The sequence below is a fragment of the Streptomyces sp. NPDC048197 genome (assembly GCF_043202395.1).
GTDB classification, from domain to species: Bacteria; Actinomycetota; Actinomycetes; order Streptomycetales; family Streptomycetaceae; genus Streptomyces; species Streptomyces siderophoricus.
The window spans coordinates 1-22822 of the sequence record NZ_JBIDAJ010000066.1; the positions used below are offsets into that span (position 1 = coordinate 1).

Annotated in this window: 15 protein-coding genes and 1 pseudogene; 4 read left to right on the forward strand and 12 right to left on the reverse strand. The window is 75.5% G+C overall.

Going from position 1 to position 22822, the window contains the following annotated elements; all coding sequences use genetic code 11:
* Positions 1-250: 250 nt before the first annotated feature.
* The 8 genes and pseudogenes from ACGF4C_RS38645 to ACGF4C_RS38680 form a co-directional block, all read right to left on the reverse strand.
* Positions 251-4912: a hypothetical protein gene (locus tag ACGF4C_RS38645; protein WP_393573245.1), complete on the reverse strand. Its 4662-nt coding sequence runs from the start codon at positions 4910-4912 to the stop codon at positions 251-253.
* A gap of 47 nt (positions 4913-4959) precedes the next feature.
* The gene (locus ACGF4C_RS38650; RefSeq protein ID WP_393573247.1) at positions 4960-5910 is read right to left on the reverse strand and encodes a hypothetical protein; all 951 of its coding nucleotides are present in this window, start codon (positions 5908-5910) and stop codon (positions 4960-4962) included.
* Between the two features lie 61 nt (positions 5911-5971).
* Positions 5972-7507 (reverse strand): annotated as a pseudogene (locus tag ACGF4C_RS38655) (hypothetical protein); the annotation flags it as partial.
* Positions 7508-7758: 251 nt separating this feature from the next.
* A complete protein-coding gene (locus tag ACGF4C_RS38660) occupies positions 7759-8817 on the reverse strand; it encodes a DUF2891 domain-containing protein (RefSeq protein ID WP_393573249.1) in 1059 nt (352 codons plus the stop codon).
* Positions 8814-9458: a pyroglutamyl-peptidase I gene (gene pcp / locus ACGF4C_RS38665; RefSeq protein ID WP_393573251.1), complete on the reverse strand. Its 645-nt coding sequence runs from the start codon at positions 9456-9458 to the stop codon at positions 8814-8816. Before pcp ends, ACGF4C_RS38660 begins: the two co-directional genes overlap by 4 nt.
* A gap of 87 nt (positions 9459-9545) precedes the next feature.
* Positions 9546-10514, reverse strand: a complete 969-nt coding sequence (locus ACGF4C_RS38670) for a DUF979 domain-containing protein (protein ID WP_393573253.1) — start codon at positions 10512-10514, stop codon at positions 9546-9548.
* On the reverse strand, positions 10511-11221 hold the full coding sequence (locus tag ACGF4C_RS38675; RefSeq protein WP_393573255.1) for a DUF969 domain-containing protein: 711 nt from the start codon (positions 11219-11221) through the stop codon (positions 10511-10513). The genes ACGF4C_RS38670 and ACGF4C_RS38675 overlap by 4 nt, the downstream gene beginning before the upstream one ends.
* A 124-nt stretch (positions 11222-11345) precedes the next feature.
* The gene (locus tag ACGF4C_RS38680) at positions 11346-12089 is read right to left on the reverse strand and encodes a GntR family transcriptional regulator (protein WP_393573261.1); all 744 of its coding nucleotides are present in this window, start codon (positions 12087-12089) and stop codon (positions 11346-11348) included.
* Positions 12090-12411: 322 nt separating this feature from the next.
* Between ACGF4C_RS38680 and ACGF4C_RS38685 the strand changes: the two genes are divergently transcribed.
* The 4 genes from ACGF4C_RS38685 (at position 12412) to ACGF4C_RS38700 (ending at position 15193) form a co-directional block, all read left to right on the forward strand.
* Entirely contained in the window at positions 12412-13206 is a 795-nt protein-coding gene (locus ACGF4C_RS38685; RefSeq protein WP_393573264.1) for a LamB/YcsF family protein, read from the forward strand.
* A complete protein-coding gene (gene pxpB, locus ACGF4C_RS38690; protein WP_351530011.1) occupies positions 13203-13826 on the forward strand; it encodes a 5-oxoprolinase subunit PxpB in 624 nt (207 codons plus the stop codon). The genes ACGF4C_RS38685 and pxpB overlap by 4 nt, the downstream gene beginning before the upstream one ends.
* A complete protein-coding gene (locus ACGF4C_RS38695; RefSeq protein WP_393573266.1) occupies positions 13823-14716 on the forward strand; it encodes a biotin-dependent carboxyltransferase family protein in 894 nt (297 codons plus the stop codon). The genes pxpB and ACGF4C_RS38695 overlap by 4 nt, the downstream gene beginning before the upstream one ends.
* A 165-nt stretch (positions 14717-14881) precedes the next feature.
* Positions 14882-15193: a hypothetical protein gene (locus tag ACGF4C_RS38700; protein ID WP_393573268.1), complete on the forward strand. Its 312-nt coding sequence runs from the start codon at positions 14882-14884 to the stop codon at positions 15191-15193.
* Here the strand turns inward: ACGF4C_RS38700 and ACGF4C_RS38705 are convergent.
* The 4 genes from ACGF4C_RS38705 to ACGF4C_RS38720 all read right to left on the reverse strand — a co-directional run bounded on the left by ACGF4C_RS38705 (position 15178) and on the right by ACGF4C_RS38720 (position 22452).
* Positions 15178-18786 (reverse strand): hydantoinase B/oxoprolinase family protein, encoded by a 3609-nt coding sequence (locus ACGF4C_RS38705; protein ID WP_393573270.1) that lies wholly within the window; start codon positions 18784-18786, stop codon positions 15178-15180. The two genes, ACGF4C_RS38700 and ACGF4C_RS38705, sit on opposite strands and share 16 nt — an antisense overlap.
* Positions 18783-19718: an SGNH/GDSL hydrolase family protein gene (locus tag ACGF4C_RS38710; RefSeq protein ID WP_393573272.1), complete on the reverse strand. Its 936-nt coding sequence runs from the start codon at positions 19716-19718 to the stop codon at positions 18783-18785. Before ACGF4C_RS38710 ends, ACGF4C_RS38705 begins: the two co-directional genes overlap by 4 nt.
* Before the next feature lie 386 nt (positions 19719-20104).
* The gene (locus ACGF4C_RS38715; RefSeq protein WP_393573274.1) at positions 20105-21328 is read right to left on the reverse strand and encodes a glycosyltransferase; all 1224 of its coding nucleotides are present in this window, start codon (positions 21326-21328) and stop codon (positions 20105-20107) included.
* Entirely contained in the window at positions 21325-22452 is a 1128-nt protein-coding gene (locus ACGF4C_RS38720; protein ID WP_393573276.1) for a glycosyltransferase family 4 protein, read from the reverse strand. Before ACGF4C_RS38720 ends, ACGF4C_RS38715 begins: the two co-directional genes overlap by 4 nt.
* Between the last annotated feature and the right edge of the window lie 370 nt (positions 22453-22822).

Here is a 22822-nt window from a genome sequence, read left to right on the forward strand (position 1 = left end):
CCCCCACCAACGGGAGGGGACAGACCGGAGGACGAAGTCTGTAGGGCTGTCACCGCACCCAAAAACACCACGCCCGCCGCCAGGCGCAACGGCGAGCAGGCCCGCGGCGCCGCAGACAACTACGTGCGGGGCGCCGCAAAGCGCGCAACGGCGACCAACAACCACGGCGGGAAAGCCAGGTACGCGGGAGGCCCCGCAAAGCGCAGCGCCCCGCGGCGGGAAAGCCAAGTACGTGGGAGGCGCCGCAAGGTCACTCCGTCGGCGGGTCCTCCGGGCGGCGGTACATCCGGGTTGCCGTGATCTGGCCGTGCACCGCCTCGCCGGACGGGTCGGGCTGGGGGAGGCCCGGGCGCAGGTGTTCCTCGACGCTGATGTACTTCAGCCCCGCCCGCAGGTCCGCGTCGTTGCGCAGCCGGATGACCAGCGGGAACTCGGCGAGCGCGGTGGTGTCGAACAGGCCGGTGGTGTAGAGGAGCTGGACGCCCAGGGCATCGGCGACCGCCCGCTGGAGCTCCAGCAGATAGGTGGCGTTGGCGCGGCCGATGGGGTTGTCCAGGAAGAGCGTGCCGGCGTGCCGCTGCTTGTCCCGGCCCCGGTCGTTGCTGCGCAGCGCCGCCATGGTGCAGTACAGGGCGATGGCGGCGGTCAGCAGCTGGCCGCCGGAGAAGACGTCGCCCATCTGCCCGACCGGCACCCGCTCGGCGCGCAGCACCGCGTCCGGCTTGAGGATCTCCACCGCGACCCCGCGCGGCAGCAGCGCGGCGTGCACCCCGCGCAGCAGCAGGGACATCCCGTCCCGGCGCAGATCGCTGTTCTTCTTCACGGCCGCGCGGGTCGCCTCGTCGATGACCTCGCCCAGCCGCTCGGTGAGGGTGGCCTGGTCGGGGTCCTCGAAGCGGATCCGCAGGAACTCCTGGCCGGACCACTCCCCCAGCCCCTCCGGGAGCCGGGACAGCCGCTGGGCCGAACGGAGCGTGGTGAGCGAGGACTCGACCAGCCCGCGGAGCCGGTCGACGATGGAGTCGCGGTTGCGCTCCAGCTGCGCCAGCTCGTCGGTGAGCACCCGCAGGCGGGGCGCGAACGCCTCGGCCCACTTGGCGGCGTGGTCCGGCAGGGCCGCGGCGGGCAGTTCGCGGATCTGCTGCCGGGCCGGGGTGCGGACCTGTTCGTAGCGGGTGGAGTTGGCGTGCCGGACAAGGATGTCGGCGGCCTCGCGGACCGCGGATTCCGCGGCGGACAGATCGGCGGCGCAGCCGCGCAGCGAGCGGCGGGACTCGGCGGCGGCCTGCCGGGCGCCGTCGAGGGAGCCGGCGTACGGCTCGATCGGCGCCGGTGCGCCCTCCTCGGTGTCGTGGTGGTCCCGCAGCAGATCGCGCAGCAGGGCGGCGGTCTCGTCGAAGCCGCCGGCCGCGTCCTCGGCCGCGCGGTGGGCCCGCAGCAGCTCCTCGTGCCCGGTGCGGGCGGCGGCCAGCGCCTCGGTGGCGGTGGCGAGTTCGCCGGACGCGGTGCGCAGCAGTTCCTTGGCGCGGTCGGCGTCGGCGGGCACCAGCTCGTCGGGGAGTTCGGTGTGTGCCTCGCCGTCCGTCGGGGCGAGCCGCTCGGCCTCGCCGCGGAGCCGGCCGAGCTGCTCGCTGGCGGCCGAGGCGCGGCTCTCCAGCATCTGCACCAACGATTCGGCGCGGGCCGCGGCTGCCTGCCGGGACGGGCCGTCGGCGGCGTCCGGGCTCTCCAGGAGCGCCTCGGCGCGGGTGCGGACCTTGTTGGTGAGACGGTTCAGCTCGGCCAGCGCGGCGGATTCCTCGCCCTCGGCGCGGGCCTGTTCGGCGCGCAGGTCCGCGCCGACGCCGACCTTCTCGTAGAGCTGGGAGGCGGCGCGGTAGGCCTCGCGCAGCGCGGGCAGCGAGGCGGTCGGGGCCTCGGGTGCCTCGCCCAGGTCGTCCGGTACGCCGGCGATCTCGGCGCGCTCGGCGCGCAGCGCACGGGCCGTGCGGCGGGCGTCGTCGGCGGCGCGCTGGGCGGCCCGGCGGTCCTCGTCGGCGGCCCGGGCGCGGTCCACGCATTCCTCGGCGCGGGCCTCGAACTCGGCTGCCTCGTCGGCGAGTTCGCGCAGCCGGGACTGCCAGGAGGCGCGTTCGCGCAGCCGGTGGGCGAGTCCGGCCAGCAGATCGGCGGCGCGGCGGGCGCGCTGCGCGGCCTCCTGCCGCTCGTCGCGCGCCCGGGTGGCCTCGGCGGCCGTCTCGTCGGCCTCGGCCCGGGCGGTACGGGCCTCGGCCAGTTCGGCGGCGGCCTGCTCGGCGGACGTACGGGTCTCTTCCACGGCGGCGGCGAGCTCGGCGAGCCGGCCGGCGGGGCAGCCGGTGCGCCAGGAGCCGAGCCGGGCGGCCAGCGCGCGGTCGCCGGCGAGCCGGGCGGCCAGCGTCCGGATCTCCTCGTCGCGCTCTATGGCGCGGGCCCGCAGTGCCTGCCGCTCCTCGTCGGCGGCGGATTCGTCGTGCATCGCCGGGTTCGGCGGGACGAGAAAGACGGCCGGATCCCGCTCGTCGTCGGCGGGGGTGGGGGCGAGGAGTGCGGCGGCGGTGCCGACCGCGACGGCGGAGCGGGGCAGCAGGGCGGCCTGGCCGAGCACCTCACGGGCCCGGGCGTGCGAGTCCGGGTCCGTGATGATCACGCCGTCGACGAGTTCGGGGCGGGCGGCCAGCACCCGGGCGTGGTCGGCCGGGTCGACGGCCTGGGCGAGGTAGCGCCAGCCGGGCAGGGCGGGCACGCCGTGTTCGCCGAGGTACTCGACGGTGGTGAGCACGTCCGGCCCGGGCGGCAGCAGGCCGCCGTCGCCGAGGGCGCCGAGGATCCGGGCGTCGTCGGCGGCGGCGGTGCGCAGTTCGAAGAGCTGCCGCTCGGCGGCGGCGACGCCGTCCTCCAGGAGTTCCTGGAGGGCGTCGGCGTTGCGGTCCAGTTCCTCGGCGGTCAGCGGGCCGGCACCGGCCGGGCGTCGCGGGGTGCCCGGCTCGGCGCCGCCGGCCGTACGCGGGCCGGGCACTCCGACGGTGCGGCCGTCGGCGGGCGGGAGGCCGAGGAGGTCGGCCAGCCGTGGCTCGGCGCCGATCGACTCGGCGGCCCGGCGCTCGGCGTCGAAGGCGCGCCCGGCGGCCTCGGCGGCGTCCTCGGCGCGGGCCGCGGCGAGTTCAGCGGCGGAGTGCCGGGCGGTCGCCTCGCGGGCCCGGTCGGTGGCCCGGCCGGCCGCCTCCCGGGCGACGTCCCAGGATTCGACGGCGGTCTTCTCGGCGTCCGAGGCGGCGAGCGCGGCGCGGGCCGGGTCGGCGTCCGGGGCGGTGTCGTCCAGCCAGCCGGCCCGGACGGCCTCCTCGGTCTCCTGGGCGACCTCGGCGAGCCGCTGCCGGAGGTGGTCGGCCTCGCTGCGGGCGCGCTGGGCGTGGGTGGCGGCGGTGGTGGCGTCGCGGTGCGCGGACTCGCCGGTCTCCTGGAGGGCGGCGGAGCGCTCCTCCTCCTCGTTGGCGATCCGCTCCCCGGCCTCGGCCGCCGCGTGCAGGGCGCGGACGAGGTCGGCGGCGGCGGTGGCGCGGGCGGCGAGCGCGGGTGCGGCGTCCCGCTCGGCCTCGCGGATGGCGGCGGCGACCCGGGCGGAGCGGTCGGCGGCGGCGCGGTGCCGCAGCGCGATCTCGGCGGCCTGCCAGGCGCTGTGCAGCGTACGGGCGTCGTTGAGCTCGCGGCGCTGGGCGGCGGCGCCCTTCTCGGCGGCGGCCAGCGCCAGGGAGGCGTGCCGGTAGGCGAGTTCGGCGGAGACCAGGGCGCGGCGCTCGCGGACCTGCTCGGCGTCGGTGACGCGGTGGGCGGCGGTGGCGACCTGTTCGGCGAGCTCGGCGGCGCGGCCGCGCTCCTCGGTGCCGCGGGCGTGCAGCCGCTGGGCCAGGGCGCGGGTGCGGCGCTCGGCGCCGGCGTGCACCTCGCGGGCGCGTTCGCGCTGTTCGGCGGCGCCTGCGATGCGGGAGAGGAGGTCGAGGGAGCCGGCGGTGAAGTCGCGTTCGGCGGTGAGTTCGGCGCGCCGGCCGAGCTTGTGGGCGAAGCCGTGGACGAGGTCGGCGAGGCCGTCGGTGTCCCGGGTGTCGGTGACGGCGCGCAGCAGCAGGTCGGTGAAGTCGGAGTCGTTCTTCACCGCGAAGAGGCCGGCCGCCTCGCCCTCGTCGGCGTTCATCTCGCGCTGGTAGCGGAAGAGTTCGGGGTCCAGGCCCAGCTCGCCGAGGTGTTCGTTCCAGCGTTCGTGGACCTCTTCCCAGATGACGTCCAGGTTGGGGTAGTTCTTCCCGGCCTCGGTGAGGACGTCGCGGAAGCCCTTCATCGTGCGGCGGCGGCCCTGGGCGCCGGAGGAGCCCTCGGCGCCCTCCTGGCGGGGCCGGACGACGGTGGCCTCGGCGACCGGGAGCGAGTCCAGGCTCATGCCGGGGCCGGGCCGGAAGCTGTACCACGCCTCGGCGAACTTGCGGGGGTCGTTGGAGACCTGCCGGCCGCGCCATTCGCTGACCTTGCCGACGACGACGGATTCGCCGGTGAGGACGTGCTGCCACTCCAGGGCGACGTGGCCGCAGTCGTCGGCGAGCAGGAACTTGCGCAGCACGCCGGAGCTGGCGCCGCCGAGGGTGTTGCGGTGGCCGGGCAGCATCACCGAGAAGATCAGCTTGAGCAGGACGGACTTGCCGCCGCCGTTCTCCAGGAAGAGCACGCCCGCGGGGGCCGGCCGGCGTGGCGGGCCGACCGGCTCGTCCTCGAAGAAGTCCGCCTGGGCCGGGGCCGGTCGGGGCACGGGCGCGCCGACTCCGCGCAGGTCCAGCACGGTGTCGGCGTAGCGCGCACCGGCGGGCCCGATGGAGTAGAGACGGACCCGGGACAGCTCGTACATGGCGGACTTTCGTTGTCGTGGCGGGAGGCGGCGGGCGGGGTGGTCGGTCAGCCGGAGTGGAAGGGCAGTCCGGCGTCCGCGACCAGGTCGAGGGCGTCGGTGTCCTCGCCGGGCAGCAGCGAGGCGCTGCCGTCGGCGACCGGGACGATGCCGAGGTCGAGGAGCTCGGCCATGGCGGCGCTGCCGGCCATGTCGCGGACCTGGAGTTGGTAGCGGGCGGTGGTGCGGTAGGCGCCGCCGGCGTCGTCGCCGGTGCGCTGCAGGAAGCCGGAGTCGACGAGGAAGGTGACGGCCTTGGCGATGATGCCGGTGGTCGAACCGGCCAGCCGCCGGGCGTCCTTGGTGGCGCCGGTGGCGCTGCGCCGCGCGTAGATCCGCCAGGCGGATTCCAGGCCGGGGGCGTCGGTGACCGGGTCGGTGTTCTCGCCCTGCTGCTCGGCGCGTTCCTCCAGGCGGCGGCAGGCCTGGCGGACGAAGGCGTCGACGCCGTTGACGGTGATCCGGCCGATGTAGCCGTCGTCGGCGAGGTCCTCGGGGCGCGGGAAGGCGAGCGCGGCGACCGCGAGGTGGGCCAGGCCGTGCAGGAAGCGGTCGGCGGAGTCGGCGGAGGCGCGGCGGGCGTAGTCGCCCATGCGGACCGCGAAGACGGAGTCCTCGGCGGCGGTGACGGCCATGCCGGCGCGGGTGGAGACCTCCAGGACGACCAGGCCGAGGCCGGTGGCGACGGCGTCGGCGAGCCGGGCGAAGGCGGGGTCGTCGCGGTAGCGGCGGAGGAGTTCGCCGTAGTCGGCGTCGCGGGCGGGCAGCAGTTTGGGCTGGAGTCCGAAGGAGACCAGCCGCGCGGCGTCCGCGGCGTCGGCCGGGGTGACGGGGGCCGGGCCGGTGGTCTGCGCGGCTGCGGCCGGTGTGCCGTCGGCGGTGGGCGCGCCCCGGTCCGGTTCGCCGGGTGGGGACGCCGGGTCCGGCTGCGGCGTCTCGTCGGCGTCGTACGGGGTCACGGGCCAAGCTCCTTGCGGGGGACGGTTCGGGGTGTTGCGGGCGGGGTCGGGGGCGTCATCAGGCGGCCTCCGAGCGGTCGGCGGCCATGCCCGCGGCGTCCAGCAGGGCCGTGCCGACGATGAGGTCGGCGCCGCCGAACTCGGGGTCGGTCAGCTCGGTGCCGTCGTCGACGGCGAACAGCAGCTGCTGTTCGCCCTGGCGGTAGGCGGTGCCGACCGGGGGGCTGGCGGCGTGCACTGCCAGCAGGGCGACGAGGTAGGGGAGTTCCGGGTCGCTGCGGCGGGCCTCGGCGAGCAGGCCGGACAGTCGGCGGGGCGCGTCCGGCGGGAGGTCGAGCAGGGCCATCGCGGCGTCGAGCTGGGCCTCGCTGAAGCGGCTGTCGTCGGGGGTGGCCACCAGGTCGGGCTCGGGCATCTCGGCACCGAGGTGTTCGCGCTCGACGGGTGGGGTGAGCAGCACCTCGACGAGGTCGCCGACGCGGACGGCCGCGGGGGTGCGCAGGCCGGTGCCGTGTGCGAAGAAGGCGTCGGTGACGCGGATGGCCTGCTCGACGGGGAGCGGCAGGACGGGGGCGACGAGCTGGCCGTACAGGTCGAGGCCGGCCCGGGCGACGGGGGTGGCGAACGCCTGCCGATCCTGTTCGGCGCGGAAGAGCGGGCCGGCCTCCAGCAGCCGCGACTGGAGCTGGGTGTGGCGGCGGATGCAGTCCTTGACGATGTCGACGAGCTCGGCTGCGCGCCGCTTGTGCTCGCCCGTCCTGGGGTCGTCGGCCTCGGCCTCGTCGCGGACCTTGCGGATGTTGGTGAGGATGGCGTTCTCGTGGCGGTAGCGGTCCGCGACGTGGTCGAGCGCCTCGTTGATCATGTCGGGGACGGTTTCCAGCCAGTCGACCGCGCGGACGTTGCGCCGGGTGGCGTCCAGGGTGCGGCGGAGGGTCTCGGCGTACTGGACGGTGCGGTAGCGGGCCTGTTCGGCGGCGAGCTGGGCGTCGGCCAGCCGGCCGCGGCTGATCAGCACCTCCAGCTTGACCTCGGCGGCGATCTGGGCGCTGGTGACGTCGGTGTCGAGCGCGCCGACCAGGACGTTGACCGCTTCGTCGGTGGCGCGGAGGTAGACGCTGCCGCCGGCGCCGGGGACCTCTTCGATGAGCTTGAAGTCGTAGTCGCGGCGGATGTACTCGCCGTCGGTGGTGAAGGTGCCGTAGACCGCGCGGAAGCCGCGGTCGACGCTGCCGACGTTGATGAGGTTCTCCAGCACCCAGCGGGCCACCCGCTCGTGTTCGGCGGTGGGGCGGCCGGGGGTCTGGGCGGCGACCCGGGGGAGCACCTTGGCCACTATTTCCTCGTGGTCGGCGCCGGTGTCGAAGTCCATGTTGAGGGTGACCAGGTCGATGACGGCGAGCGCCACCTCCGCCATGGCGTAGACGCCGTATTCGCCCGCGAGGTTGGCCTTGCGCGCGTCGAGGTCGTGCAGCGGCGCGGTGCAGGCCAGGGCACGCAGCCGGCGGGCCAGGCCTTCGTCGGCGGCCGGGCCCGGCGCGGGGCGGTTGACCCCGTTGAGCTGGGGCGCAGCGGGCCCCTGGGCGGGAAAAGTCACGTCGCACAGAGTAGGCGCTCGCACTGACAACGGACGAAACGGCGCGGATCCGCTCACGGGTGGAACGGCCGCCGGATCCCTTGACGGACCGCGGGCGGGCGGCGCTTCGGCCGGTCGGCCAGTTTACGGCGTGGGCGGCCGCGGCCGGACGGCAGGTCCCTTTGCCGGTCAGCTCCGTTCGCCGGTCAGGCCCCCTTTGCGGTCGGGGCCCTGTGCGGTCAGGGCCCTTTTTGGTCAGGGTCCCTTTGCGGTCACGCCCCGGAGGGTCCGTCGCCGGCCGGCGGTCCGTCCAGGGCGAGCACGGCGAAGGTGGCGAGCCAGTGGTCGGCGGTGAAGTCCCCGGTGACGGTGTGCGGGAGGCCGGCGACCAGGTGGTCGCGGGCCGCGGCGGTGAGGACCGGGCGGCGCGGGTCACCGCCGGGCAGCGCGGCGGCGATCCGGCGCAGTGCGGCCGCCCGGCTCAGCGAGAGGCCGATGAGATGGCCGATCTGGGGGTCGGCGGGGTCGGAGACGGTGGGCGGGCCGAGCAGGGCGGCCGGGGCGCGCCGTTCGAGGCCGGGCAGGAAGCGGTCCAGCCAGGCGGCGAATCCGGGGCGCGGCAGGACCCGTGCCATCGCCTCGGCCTCGCTGAGCGCCGGGGAGAGGAAGTCCTGTCCGGAGGGTTCCCAGTGGGCGGGCGCGGTGTGGTCGTCGGTGAACCAGCGGCGCAGCGTACGGGTGACCGGCCCGGCCAGTGCGGGGCGGCCGGCCGCGGCGGCGCTGTCCAGGACCAGGCCGAGCGCGAAGGCGCTGTTGGTGTGGGTGCCGTGGCGGACGGGGTAGGTGGCGCGCGGCAGCCAGGCGCGCAGCAGGTCGTCGGCGGTTGCGGCCGCGGGCGCCAGCGCGGCGGCCCAGCGGTCGCCCGCGGCGCCGCCGAGCGCCCGGCATTCGGCGGTGAGCGCGAGCAGCCAGGCCCAGCCGTAGGGCCGCTCGAAGGAGGGGTGGGCGCGCAGGTAGGCGGCTTCCGCGGCGAGGTGGGCGGGGGTGAGGTGGGCGTCGAGGACGTCGGTCACCGCCTCGCGGGGGACGCGCTGCGGGCAGCGGCGCAGCAGCCGGACCAGCAGCCAGTGCATGTGGACGGCGGAGTGCCAGTCGTACGAGCCGTGGAAGGCCGGGTGGTGGGTGCGGGGCGGCACCAGGTCCTCGGGCCCGGCGAGGAGGTGCATCGGGGCGAACGGGTAGGCGCGGGTGACGTTGGCCCGGGCCACGGCGGCGAACCGCTCGGCGTGGGCGGCGAGTTCGGTGGCGTGGGCGCCGGTGGCGGTGGTCAATGGGTGGCTCCGCCGGCGATGCGGAGGTCGGTGCGGGTGCGGGCCGTGGTGGCGGCGATCTCCCGCAGCGCCCGGGCGACCGCGTCGACCGGGAGGGAGGGCTGGGCGCGGTCGGTGACCTGTTCGGGGGCGTAGGGGACGTGCACGAATCCGCCGCGCACGCCGGTGAGTTCGGTGGCGATGAGGTGGGCCAGGCCGTAGAAGACGTGGTTGCAGACGAAGGTGCCGGCCGTGTTGGAGACCGAGGCGGGGAGGCCGGCGGCGTGTACGGCGGCCACGCAGGCCTTGATGGGGAGGGTGGAGAAGTAGGCGGCGGGGCCGCCGGGCACGACCGGTTCGTCGACGGGTTCGGCGCCCGTGGCGTCGGGGATGCGGGCGTCGTCGACGTTGAGGGCGACGCGTTCGACGGTGATGTCGGGGCGGCCGCCGGCCTGGCCGACGCAGATGACGATCTCGGGGCGGGCCTCGTCGATCGCGGCGCGCAGCACGGCCATCGACGCCCCGTAGACGCAGGGCAGTTCGACGGCTGAGGCCTCGATGCCGGGCGGCGGTTCGGCGGTGGCTGCGCGTACCGCCTGCCAGGAGGGGTTGACGGCCTCTCCGTCGAAGGGGGCGAATCCGGTCAGCAGTACCCGGGTCATACGGTCGTCCTCGGTGCGGGTGGTCGGGGGGGGAACGGCGCGGGCACGGCGGTGGGGCGCCGTGCCGCGGCGGGCGGGCCGGCCGGTTCAGAAGGCGAACAGGGCCATGATCACGATGTTGCAGCCGAGCAGGACGCCGGCGGTGGGCAGTTGGGCCTTGATGGGCCCGTACTGGTCCTTCAGTTCCAGCAGGGCCGCCGGGACGATGTTGAAGTTGGCGGCCATCGGCGTCACGAGGGTGCCGCAGAATCCGGCGAGCATGCCGACGGCCAGGACGGCGGCGGGGTTGCCGTGGAAGTGCCCGATGAGGACGGGCCAGCCGACGGCCGCGGTCATCACGGGGAAGGCGGCGAAGGCGTTGCCCATGACGATGGTGAAGGCGAACATGCCCACGCAGTACAGGGCGATGGCGATGTAGAGGGAGTCCTTGGGCAGGACGGAGGTGGTGAGTTTGCCGACCTGGTCGCCGACGCCGGAGACCTGGAAGATGGCGCCCAGGGTGGCCAGCATCTGCGGCAGCAGCATCGCCCAGCCCATCGCCTCCAGCATGGAGCGGCCGGCCTGGACGGGCACCGTGATCCGCTTCTCGCGGAGCATGACCATGCCGACGACGAGGGCGGCGACGGCGCCGATGCCCAGGCCGAGGATGGTTTCGCTGCCCTCCTGGAGGACCGGTTCCCCACCTATGGTCAGGTGCTTGACGCCGATGGCGCAGGCCATGGCGACGGCCGGGATGGTGAGTGCGGGGACGAAGAGCTTGTTGCCGAGCCGGGCGGCGCCGGCCGTGCGCTCCTCGGGGGTGGTGGTGCGCGGGGTGCCGCGTCCGGTGAAGCCGAAGCCGGCCAGGCAGGCCATGACGAGGACGGCGACGCCGAGCGGCTCGGCGGGTGCCTGTTTGGTGACGACCCAGCTGCTGTAGACGAAGCCGGCGCCGATCAGGCCCCAGAAGGCGCCGGTGCCGTACCGCTTGGGGTTGCTGCGGTCGGTGAGCATCTGGGCGGCCATCACCAGGAAGCTGAGGCCGACCAGCCAGTAGAACCACTCCGCCTTGATCACTGGGCTGCCTCCACTGCGGCGTCGGTCGGGACGGGGGCGGTACGGAGTTCGCGCTCCAACTGGCGGTCCAGGCGCAGCAGTCGCCAGCCGTGGACCAGGAAGGCGCACACGGCGGTGGGGATGGCCCACAGTGCGAGGTGCAGCGGTTCGAGGTGGGTGCCGTAGGTGGTGTTGACGAATCCGGTGATCAGCAGGATGGAGCCGACGGCGAGGAAGACGTCCTCGCCGAAGAACAGGCCGACGTTGTCCGCGCTGGCGGCGAACGCCCGGACCTTTTCCCGGGTCCGTTCGGGCAGTCCGCCGTACTTGCGCTCGGCTGCGCCCTCGGCCATCGGGACGGCGAGCGGCCGGACGGTCTGGGCGTGCCCGAAGACGTTGGTCAGTCCTACGGCGGCGCCGATCTGCCGCAGGCCCAGGTAGAGCGCGAGGAACCGGCCGGTGGTGAGCCTTGAGAAGCGGGCGATGAGGGTGCGGGCGCGTTCCTGGAGGCCGTAGCGCTCCAGGAGGCCGATGACCGGGAGGGTGATGGCGAAGATGGTCACCGCCCGGCTGCCGGCGAAGCCCTCGCCGAAGGCGGCGAGGACCTTGCCGGGGGACAGTCCGCCCAGGAGGCCGGTGGCGATGCCGGCCACCGCGACGACCAGGAGCGGATTGCGTTTCGTGGCGAAGCCGATCACGACCACGAGCACGCCGAGGAGCACGATCATGGATCCGCCTTCCGCGTACGGGACCGCAGGGGTCCGGGAGAGGGGTGAAGAGATTGCAGCGGAGGCTAGGCGATTGTTCAACGATCCGACAAGGGGTCTGCGCGGGCGAACCTCGGACCGTGGGTCAGTCCCGGGCGATGTGCTGGGCGTACGCGCCCGACAACTGGCTGCGCGAGTCCTCCAGGTAGGACAGCAGCAGCCGTTCGGCCTCCGCCGCGTCGCCGGCCTGCAGGGCTTCCACGATCTGCCGGTTCCGGGTCAGATAGGGCGCGTGGAACCGCCGGGGATCGGCCATGACGTGGAAGACCAGCCGCAGTTCGGCCAGCACGCCGCGCATCAGCTCGTCGGTGCGCGGGCTGCCGGCCAGCGCCACGATGCCCTGGTGGAAGCGGATGTTGGCGGTCGACAGGTCCTGCCACTCCCGGTCCTGGGAGGCGGCCTCACCGGCCTGCACTGCCGCCTCGATGCCGGCGATGGCCGCGGTCGTCCCCTCGTCGTAGGGCCCCTCCCCCAGGCTGCGGACCGCCGCGCACTCGACGAGCGTGCGCACCCGGTAGATGTCGTCCAGGTCCTCGACCGTCACCACCCGCACGAACACCCCGCGGTTGAGCTCGTGCACCAGCAGCCGCTCGTGCGTCAGCAGCCGGAAGGCCTCGCGCAGGGTGTTGCGGGAGACGCCCAGCGCGCCGCCGATGCTCTCCTCCGACAGCCGGGCGCCGGGCGGGAAGTAGCCCTCGGTGATCCGGTCGCGCAGGATGTCGGCGACCCGTTCCGCCGTACTGGCGCGGCCGAGCAGGGCCCGGTCCCGTTCCAGTCCCGCGACCTCGGCGAGCCGCCCCTGGTCGTTCTTCGCCACTCCGCCGGCCATCTGGCTCCCCGCTCTCGTACCGTGCCCGGTGGCCGGCCGGGCCGTCCGGGCGTGATGTGGACGGAAGTCAATCCCAGATCCGGGGACAGGACAACGGAACCGCGTCCGGAGCCCGCACACCCCTTGTCGGATCGTTCAACAATCCTCTACGTTGTCCCCCAACGCCGGTCGGCTCGGGTGCCCTCGGGGGAGAGTCACTACGGATACGGGCCGGCCGGTTCGCCCCTGCCGTCCCTCCCCCGCCCGCAACCGGGCCGCCACGCCCTGCCCCGGCCCGCCCCGGCCCACCCGGCCGGCACCGAGCACCCTGGAACGGAGCGACATGAGCGACGCGGTGGACTCCCCGGACCGTGCGGATGCTCCCGTCATCGACCTCAACGCCGACCTCGGCGAGGGCTTCGGCCGCTGGCAGCTCACCGACGACGAGGCCCTGCTGTCCGTGGTGACCAGCGCCAACGTCGCCTGCGGCTTCCACGCCGGCGATCCGGCCACGATGCGCCGGGTCTGCGCGCTGGCCGCCGAGCGCGGGGTGGTCATCGGCGCCCAGGTCTCCTACCGCGACCTGGCCGGCTTCGGCCGCCGCGCGATGGACGTCCCGCCGGACGAACTCGCCGACGAGATCGCCTACCAGATCGGCGCCCTCGACGTCTTCGCCCGGGCCGCCGGCGCCCGGGTCGGCTACGTCAAACCGCACGGCGCGCTCTACAACCGCTGTGTGCACGACGCGGAGCAGGCCGGCGCGGTGATCGCCGGCATCCGTACCGCGGGCGGCGGGCTGCCGGTCCTCGGACTGCCCGGCTCCCGACTGCACGAGGCCGCCCGGGAGGCCGGACTGCCGGTGGTCGGCGAGGCGTTCGCCGACCGCGCCTACACCGCCGCGGGCACCCTCGTCCCGCGCCGCGAGCCGGGCGCGGTCGTCCACGACCCCGACGAGGTCGTCAAGCGCGCCCTGGGCATGGCCCGGGACCGCGCGGTCACCGCGGCCGACGGCCGCCGGGTGGAGATCACCGCCCGCTCGCTGTGCCTGCACGGCGACACCCCGGGCGCCGCCGGCCTCGCCCGGCGCGTCCGGTCCGAGCTGACCGCCGCCGGGGTACGCATCCGGAGCTTCGTATGAGGCCGCTGCCGGTCGGCGAACACGGCCTGCTGATCGAGCTGGACAGCGCCGAGGAGGTCGGCGCGCTCCACGCCGAGCTGCTGCGCCGGGCCGCCGACGGCACCCTGCCACCGGTCGGAGAGATCGTGCCGGCCGCCCGCACGGTCTTCCTCGACGGCCTGGCCGACCCCCGCGGGCTGATCGCCGAACTCGCCACCTGGGACGTCCCGCCCCGCCCCGCCGACGACCGGCCGGCCGTCGAGATCCCGGTCCGCTACGACGGCCCCGACCTCGCCGACGTCGCCGCCCTGTGGGACACCACCCCCGAGGAGGTCGTCCGCCGGCACTCCGGCACCACCTTCCACGTCGCCTTCTGCGGCTTCGCGCCCGGGTTCGGCTATCTGACCGGGCTGCCCGAGCCGCTGCACGTGCCGCGCCGGGACACCCCCCGGACCAAGGTCCCGGTCGGCTCGGTCGCGCTGGCCGGCCCGTACACCGGGGTCTATCCGCGGTCCTCCCCCGGCGGCTGGCAGCTCATCGGTACCACCGACGCCGTGCTGTGGGACCCGCGCCGGGAGCCGGCCGCGCTGCTCACCCCCGGCACCCGCGTCCGCTTCGTGCCCCTGGGGACCGCCCGATGACCGACCGCGCCCTCGCGGTGGTACGGGCCGGTGCGCTCACCACCGTGCAGGACCTCGGCCGTCCCGGCCACGCCCATCTCGGGGTGCCCCGGGCCGGCGCCCTGGACGGGCCCGCGCACCGCCTCGCCAACCGCCTGGTCGGCAACCCCGAAACGGCCGCCACCCTGGAGACGACGCTGACCGGCTGCGCCGTACGGGTGCGGACGGCCACCACGGTCGCGGTCACCGGCGCGCCCTGCCCGGTGACCGTGGACGGCCGCCCCGCCCCCTGGGGCGCCCCGGTGCGCGTCCCGGCGGGCGCCGTCCTGGACGCCGGGACGCCGGTCCACGGGCTGCGCTCCCACCTGGCCTTCGCGGGCGGCATCGACACCGAGCAGGTGCTCGGCAGCCGCGCCGCCGACCTGCTGTCCGGCCTCGGCCCCGATCCGCTCACCGACGGCGCGGTGCTCCCGCTGGGCGACCCGTACGGCCCGCCCGCCGCCGCGGACGCCGTCCCGCACCCGGGCCCGGTGACCGAACTGTGCCTGCCGTTCCTGCCCGGCCCGCGCGACGCCTGGTTCACCGAGGACGGGCTGCAGACCCTGACCACCGGCCGCTTCCGGGTCTCCGCGGCCAGCAACCGCATCGGGCTGCGCACCGAGGGCCCCCCGCTGGAACGCGCCCGTACCGGCGAACTCCCCAGCGAAGGCATGCCGTTGGGCGCCCTGCAGGTCCCGCCGAACGGCCTTCCGGTGCTCTTCCTGCACGACCACCCCACGACCGGCGGCTACCCGGTCGTGGGCGTGGTGCCCGAGCGATTCCTGGCGCCCGCGGCGCAGGCGGTGCCGGGCACCCCGGTCCGGTTCGTACGCCTCGGCCGACGGCCGGACCGGGCGGCGCACTCCCGGTGACACCGGCGCACACCGCCGCCCGAAGTGGGCACGGTGCGCCGGCCGTTCACGCCCGGCACCCCGCCTCCGCCCGCGTTGCCGGACACCCCCTTGGGCACGTTCCGTAGCGAGTCAATCGCTCCGAGTGACCAGCTCGGACCTCCGCACGGAAGGAACCGTCCCCCCATGCGTCTCGTACCGCGCCTCGCCGCCGCGCTCAGCGGTCTCGCCCTCACCCTCGGCGGCGTCGTGGCCGTCGCCCCGGCCGCCCACGCGACCCCGCAGGCCTGCTTCTACCACGTCCTGGCACAGCATCCCGGCGCGGACCCGGAGGTGGTGGAACGGGCCTGTCTCATCGGGGCCGAGGGCACCCCCGAGGCCGTGCGGGCCTGCTACGTCGAGCTGCGGCGGGACTACGTCCCCGCGGTGGTCGCCTTCGAGGCGTGCCGCCGCGCGGGACAGGAGCAGCGGCCGGCCACGGATCACGGCTCCCCGTAGCCCCCGCCCCCGGGCGTCCGCAGCACCAGTACGTCGTCCACGCCGGCCTCCGCCGCGTCGCAGCCCCGGAGTTCCTCGCAGGTGCCGTCGGCACGCTCGATGAGGTTGGCGCCCAGCGCGCCCGGGGCGCCGCCCGCCATGCCGTAGGGCGGGACGCGGCGGTGGTGGGTGAGCAGGGCGAGGGTGACCGGCTCCAGGAAGCGCAGCCGGCGCTCGACGCCGCAGCCGCCGTGCCAGCGGCCGCGGCCACCGCTGCCGTCGCGGATCGCGAAGGCGTCGACGCGGACCGGGTAGCGCCACTCCAGGACCTCGGGGTCGGTCAGCCGGGAGTTGGTCATGTGGGTCTGCACGGCGTCCGCGCCGTGGAAGCCGTCGCCGGCGCCCGAACCGCTGGCCACGGTCTCGTAGTACTGCACCCGGTCGTTGCCGAAGGTGAGGTTGTTCATCGTGCCGGAGCCCTCGGCCTGGATGCCCAGTGCGGCGTAGAGCGCGCCGGTGACCGCCTGGGAGGTCTCCACGTTGCCCGCGACGGTGGCCGCCGGGAAGACGGGCGCCAGCATCGAGCCCTCGGGGATGCGCACCTCGACGGGCTTGAGGCAGCCGCTGTTGAGCGGGATGTCCTCGCCGACCAGGGTGCGGAAGACGTACAGCACCGCGGCCATCACCACCGAGGTGGGCGCGTTGGTGTTGCCGGGCTGCTGGGGCGAGGTGCCGGCGAAGTCCAGCACGGCGCCGCGGGCCTCCCGGTCGACGGTCAGCGCGACCCGGATCTCCGCGCCGCTGTCCGTCTCGTAGCGGTAGCTGCCGTCCGACAGCCCGTCGATGATCCGGCGGACGGATTCCTCCGCGTTGTCCTGGACGTGGCCCATGTAGGCCCGTACGACGTCCAGCCCGAACTGGTCGGTCATCCTGCGGAGTTCCTGGATGCCCTTCTCGTTCGCGGCGATCTGGGCGCGCAGATCGGCGAGGTTGGCGTCCGGTGAACGGGACGGGTACGGGCCCGAGGTGAGCAGCTCACGGGTCTCGCGCTCCCGCAGCGTCCCGTCCCGGACCAGCAGCCAGTTGTCGAAGAGGATGCCCTCCTCCTGGATGGTGGTGCTGAACGCGGGCATCGAGCCGGGGGTGATGCCGCCGATCTCGGCGTGGTGGCCGCGGGACGCCACCAGGAACAGCAGGTCGTCGCCGTCGGCGCCGAACACGGGCGTGACGACCGTGACGTCCGGGAGGTGGGTACCGCCGTGGTACGGGTCGTTGATCGCGTAGACGTCGCCGGGCCGCAGGTCGCCGCGGCGCCGGCGGAGCACCTCCTTGATGGACTCCCCCATCGATCCCAGGTGTACGGGGATGTGCGGGGCGTTGGCGATCAGATTGCCCTCGGCGTCGAACAGCGCACAGGAGAAGTCCAGCCGCTCCTTGATGTTGACGGAGTGCGCGGTGTTCTCCAGCCGGACGCCCATCTGCTCGGCGATGGCCATGAAGAGGCTGTTGAAGACCTCCAGCATCACCGGGTCGGCTTCGGTGCCGACCGCGACCCGGTCGCCGCGCGGGCGGGTGCGGGTCAGCATCAGGTGCCCGCGGTCGCCCATCTCCGCCTGCCAGTCGGGATCGACGACGGTGGTGGCGTCGGCCTCGGCGACGATCGCCGGGCCGGTGAGGACGTCACCGGGCCGCAGCCCGTCCCGCCGGTACAGGCCGGTGTCCCGCCAGCGTCCGCCCGCGTACATCCGCACCGTCGCGGCGGGCGTCAACTCCCCGTCTCTGCCGCCGCTCTGCGCCTCGTAGCCGCGGGCGCCGCCGGACTCGCCGCGCGCCTCGACCGACACCGCCTCGGCGACCAGCGGTTTGTCCATGGTGAAGGCGTACCGCTCGCGGTGCGCCCGGACGAACTCCTCCGCCATCGCCTCCGCGTCGCCGAGCGGGACGCCGAGGGGCGAGTCGGTCCCGGCGTAGCGGACCAGCACCCGGGCGCGGGTGGTGATCGACGCGTCCGGCACCCCGTCGTCGAGGAGTTCGCGGCGGGTCTGGTCGGCGAGCGCGGTGCACACCTCGTGGACGTGGTCGAGCGCCGCGGGGTCCGCGAACTCCGCCTCGACGGCCTGTTCGCGCATCGCGGTGGCGTCCGCGACGCCGATGCCGTACGCCGAGAGCACGCCGGCCAGCGGCGGGACGAGGACCGTGTCGACGCCCAGGGCGTCGGCGACCGCGCAGGCGTGCTGGCCGCCGGCGCCGCCGAAACTGGTGAGGGCGTAGCGGGTGATGTCGTGGCCGCGCTGGACGGAGATCTTCTTGACCGCGTTGGCCATGTTGAGCACGGCGATGTCCAGGAACCCGGCGGCGACCTCCTCGGGGCCGCGGTCGTCCCCGGTGTCGGCGGCGGCCCGGGCGGCCAGCTCCGCGAAGCGCTCCCGGACCGCCTGGTCGTCCAGCGGCCGGTCGCCGTCGGGTCCGAACACCGCCGGGAAGTGGGCCGGCTGGATGCGGCCGAGCATCACATTGGCGTCGGTGACGGTCAGCGGGCCGCCGCGGCGGTAGCAGGCCGGTCCCGGGTCGGCGCCGGCGGAGTCGGGGCCGACCCGGTAGCGGCGCCCGTCGAAGTGCAGGACGGAGCCGCCGCCGGCCGCGACGGTGTGGATGTTCATCATCGGGGCGCGCATCCGGACGCCGGCGACCTCGTTGCCGAAGACCCGCTCGAACTCACCGGCGTAGTGCGACACGTCGGTGGAGGTGCCGCCCATGTCGAAGCCGATCACCCGGTCGTGGCCGGGACCGGCCTCGGCGGCCGTACGGACCATGCCGACCACGCCGCCCGCGGGGCCGGAGAGCACCGCGTCCTTCCCGCGGAAGTGCGCGGCCTGCCGCAGCCCGCCGTTGGACTGCATGAACATCAGCCGGATGCCGGGGAGCTGGGCGGCGATCTCGTCGACGTAGCGGGCCAGGATCGGCGAGAGGTAGGCGTCGACGACGGTGGTGTCGCCGCGCGGCACCAGCTTCATCAGCGGGCTGACCTCGTGCGAGCAGCTGACCTGGGGGAAGCCGGCTTCCCGGGCCAGCTCGGCGACGGCCTGCTCGTGCTCGACGTGGCGGTAGCCGTGCAGCAGGACGACGGCGGCGCTGCGCAGCCCGTCGGCGCGGGCCCGGCCGAGCGCCTCGCGGACCCGGTCGGCGTCCAGGGGCCGGACCACGTCGCCGTGCGCCCCGATCCGCTCCGGCACCTCGATCACCCGGTCGTAGAGCGCCTCGGGCAGCACGATCCGGCGGTCGAAGATCCGCGGGCGGTTCTGGTAGGCGATCCGCAGCGCGTCGCGGAAGCCCTCGGTGATGAGCAGCACGGTCGGCTCGCCCTTGCGCTCCAGGAGGGCGTTGGTGGCGACGGTGGTGCCCATCTTGACGACGGAGACCCGCTCGGCGGGCACCGGTTCGTCCGGGCCCAGGCCGAGCATCATCCGGATGCCGGCCACCGCGGCGTCCCGGTAGCGCTCGGGGTGGTGCGAGAGCAGTTTGCCGGTGACCAGCCGCCCGTCCGGGCGTCTGCCGACGACGTCCGTGAACGTGCCGCCGCGGTCGATCCAGAACTCCCAGCGTCCGGTCGTCATCCCGTCATTGTCGCAGCGCCCGGCGCGCACACGGCGGCTTTCGGCCCGGGGAGGGCCGCGGCGGCTTCCGGCCCGGGGAGGGCGGCGAGCGCGGCACGGGTGGTCCGGTCGGCCGCGGCGTCCAGGAGGCGCCCGGTGCCCGCGAGCGAGTGCCGGTACTCCCGGGCCGCGAGGGCGAGCAGACCGGGCAGCAGGTCGGTGCAGCGGTCGACGACCCAGCGGGTGCCCTTGGTGGCCATCCACAGCGCGGAGCCGGTACGGGTCGGTGGCCGGCCGTCGAGGGTGAGCGCGGGCGGCGGGCCCACGGACAGGCCGGCGGCGGCGAGCTGCGCGTGGAAGCCGCGGGCCAGCAGCCGGTGCCCGCGTTCGCTGGGGTGCAGCCGGTCCACGCTCCAACAGGCGCGTTCGGTGACCCAGGGGTACTCGGCCAGATGCAGGTGCACGCCCCCGTGGCGGGCGGCGAGCGCGTGGACGACGGTGTTGACCGCCCGCATCCGGCGCCCCAGCGGCCGGGCCAGCGGCGCGGGCAGCCCCAGCATCCGGCCCGGATCGGGCAGACAGGCCGTCAGGACCACGGCCCCGTCGCCGCTCAGCGCGCCGTACGCCCGGTCCAGTGCGACCGCGACCCGCTCGATGGCGAAGGCGGCGCGCAGGGTGTCGTTCGCGCCGACGACCAGCGACGCGAACCGCGGCCGGTGCGCCCGCGCGGCGGGCAGCTGCCGCTCGGCCACGTCCGCCGCCAGCGCCCCGCTGACCGCCAGGTTCACCAGCCTCACACTCTCCGGCCGCTCCCCCAACGCCGCCGCCAGCAACACCGCCCAGCCCCGCCAGCCCCCACCCGGAAGGGGATCGCCCAGCCCCTCGGTCAGCGAGTCCCCGAGCGCGACAAAACGGACGGGTTCCCCGCTGCGGGCCGGTCCCGGCGGTGCCATGGGCGGCCACCCGGCCGGCGACTGCTCCGGCATCGGCCGTTCGGCTGACGCCGGTCCCGTGGGCGACTGCTCGGGTATCGGCTCTTCCGCTGCCGCCGGTCCCGTGGGCGGGCGTTCGGCTGCCGCTGCTCCCGTAGGCGGCCGTTCGGCTGCCGCCGGTCCCGTTGGCGACTGCTCGGGTATCGGCCGTCTCGCTGCCGCCGGTCCCGTAGGCGACTGCTCGGGTATCGGCTCTTCCGCTGCCGCTGGTCCGGTAGGTGGGCGTTCGGCTGCCGCCGGTCCCGTAGCCGGCCGTTCCCCTGCCGCAGCCCCCATAGACGGCCGCTCGGCTCCCGCCGCCCCCGCAGACGGCTGCTCGGGTATCGGCCCCGTTGTGGACCGCACCGTCACCACCCGCCCCGGGGGCCCGCCGGATGCGGCGCGGCGGGTACGGGGGTGGCGGGCCGGGCCAGCGGCAGGGCGGCGTCGTGCGCCGCCAGGAAGGCGTCCACGGCCGGTTGCCAGCCGTAGCCCTCGGCCTGCCGGCGGGCTGCGGCGCGCCGGGCCGGTTCCGGCCGGGCCAGTACCCGCTGGACGGCGTCGGCGAAGGACGGACCGTCGTCGAGCGCGGTGTCGCCCCCGCCGCCGACGAGCCCGGCCAGCGCCGAGGCCGCGCTGGCGACCACCGGAGTGCCGCAGGCCAGCGCCTCCAGGGCGGCCAGCCCGAACGTTTCGGCGGGCCCGGGCGCCAGCGCGAGATCGGCGCTGGCCTGCAGGGCGGCCAGCCGGTCGCGGTCGGCGAGGTGCCCCAGGAAGGCCGCGGGCAGCCGCTCGGCCCGCGCGCGGGCGGCCAGCCGGCCCCGCAGCGGCCCGTCTCCGACCACGACCAGCGCCGCGTCGATCCCGCGCCGGCGCAGCTCGGCGAGCGCGTCCAGGGCCCGCCCGGGCCGCTTCTCCTGGGACAGCCGGGAGCACATCAGCAGCAGCACCCCGGCCCGGCCCGCACACCGGCGGCGCAGCTCCACGCTGCCGCAGTCCGGGTGCCAGGCATCCAGATCCACCCCGAGCGGGGCGCGTACGACATTGCGCGCGCCGGCCCGGGTGAACTCCGCGGCCGCCCACTCGGTGGTGCACACCACCCGGCTGTAGGCGTACGCGGTACGGCGGTTGAGCCGGTCCGCGGCGGCCCGGGCGAGCGGCCGCGGCACGCCCCAGGTGCCCAGCACCCCGTCCACGCTCTCGTGCGAGACCATCACCGCGGGGACCCGGGCCCGGCGGGCCCACTCGCCCGTCCAGCGCAGCGTCGTACGGTCCGAGACCTCCAGCCGGTCGGGCGCCAGCCCTTCCAGCAGCCGCTGCACCCGGTGCCGGTCGGTCAGCATCCGGTAGCCGCCGCTGCCGGGCAGCACGGTCCCCGGCAGCGTGAACACCCGCCCCTGGGCGGCGAGTTCCTCCCGCATCCGCCCGTCCCCGGGCGGCCCGGGCACGATGAGCACCGGTTCGTGCCCGGCGGCCCGGTAGCCGGCGCCGAGTGCGGCGAGCGCGGTGCGCAGCCCGCCGGAGGCCGGGGTGACGAAGTTGGCGATCCGTACGATCCGCAGGCCCGTCGTGCGGGCCGCCCGCCGGTTCATGCCGCCACCGCCGTCCGGTCGGCGAGCACGTCCTCGTAGTGGCCCAGCAACTGGTCGCCGACGGCTTCCCAGGTGCGGTCCGCGACGGCCCGGCGGGCCGCGGCGCCGTACCGCACGCGCAGTTCGGCGCTGCCCGCCAGGAAGCGCACCGCGTCCCGGAACGCGCTGCCGTCGCCGGGGGTGACCAGGAGCCCGGTACGGCCGTGGTCGACCAGATCGACCGGCCCGCCGGCCCGCGGCGCGACCACGGGCACGCCCGAGGCCATCGCCTCCTGCACGGTCTGGCAGAAGGTCTCGTAGGGCCCGGTGTGCACGAAGACGTCCAGGGAGGCGTAGAGCCGGGCGAGTTCGTCACCGGTGCGGCGGCCGAGGAAGCGGACCTCCGGGAGGGCGGCGCGCAGCCCGGCGGCGCTGGGGCCCTCGCCGATGACGACGGTACGGACGCCCGGCAGCCGGGAGGTCTCGGCCAGCAGCCGGACCTCCTTCTCCGGCGCGAGCCGCCCCACGTACCCCACCAGCAGCTCCCGCCCGGCGGTCAGCGAACTGCGCAGCACCGCGTCCCGCCGCCCCGGGTGGAACCGGGTGGAGTCCACCCCGCGCGGCCACAGGTGGACGCGGGGCACGCCGTGCTCGGTCAGGTCCAGCAGCGCCGCGCTGGAGGGCGCCAGGGTGCGGTCGGCGGCCCCGTGCACCGCGCGCAGCCGCCGCCAGGCGGTGGCGGTGCCGCCGCCGAGGTAGGTACGGGCGTAACGGCCCAGGTCGGTCTGGTAAACGGCGACCGCGGGCACCCCCAGGCGGGCCGCGGCGGCCATCCCGCGGGCACCGAGGACGAAGGGGCCGGCGAGGTGCACCAGATCGGGCCGGTGACCGGCCAGCGCCGCGGACAGCCGCCGCCCGGGGAGCGCGATCCGCACCTGCGGGTATCCGGGCAGCGGCATCGACGGCACCCGCACGACGGGGCAGGGGCTGTCGTGCGTACCGGTTGCGGGCGCGGCGCCACCGAGCGGGGCGATGACGAGCGGATCGTGCCCGCGCCGGACGAGGTGACGGGCGGTTTCCAGGGCGCAGTGGGCCACGCCGTTGACATCGGGCGGGAAGGATTCGGTGACGATGACGACACGCATACGGCTGTTGTCGGCGCCCGGTGCGTGGAGCGAGCCACGTGGATCTTTCCTGCCGGCGAACATTCCGCTGCGCTTTGCGGTGCCTCCCACGTACCTGGCTGTCCCGCCGCGGGGCTCGCCGTTGCGCGCTTTGCGGCGCCCCGCACGTACCCGTCTGTCCCGCCGCGGGTCGCCTCGCCGTTGCGCTTTGCGGCGCCTCCCACGTACGCGTCTGTGCCGCCGCGGGGCTTGGTCGCCGTTGCGCTTTGCGGCGCCCCACACGTACCCGTCTCTCCCGCCGCGGGTCGTCTCGCCGTTGCGCCTGCGGCGGGCTGGGTGGGTGTCGGGTGCGGTGACGGACCTCCGGGGCCGGTTGTGTGGACTGCTGACG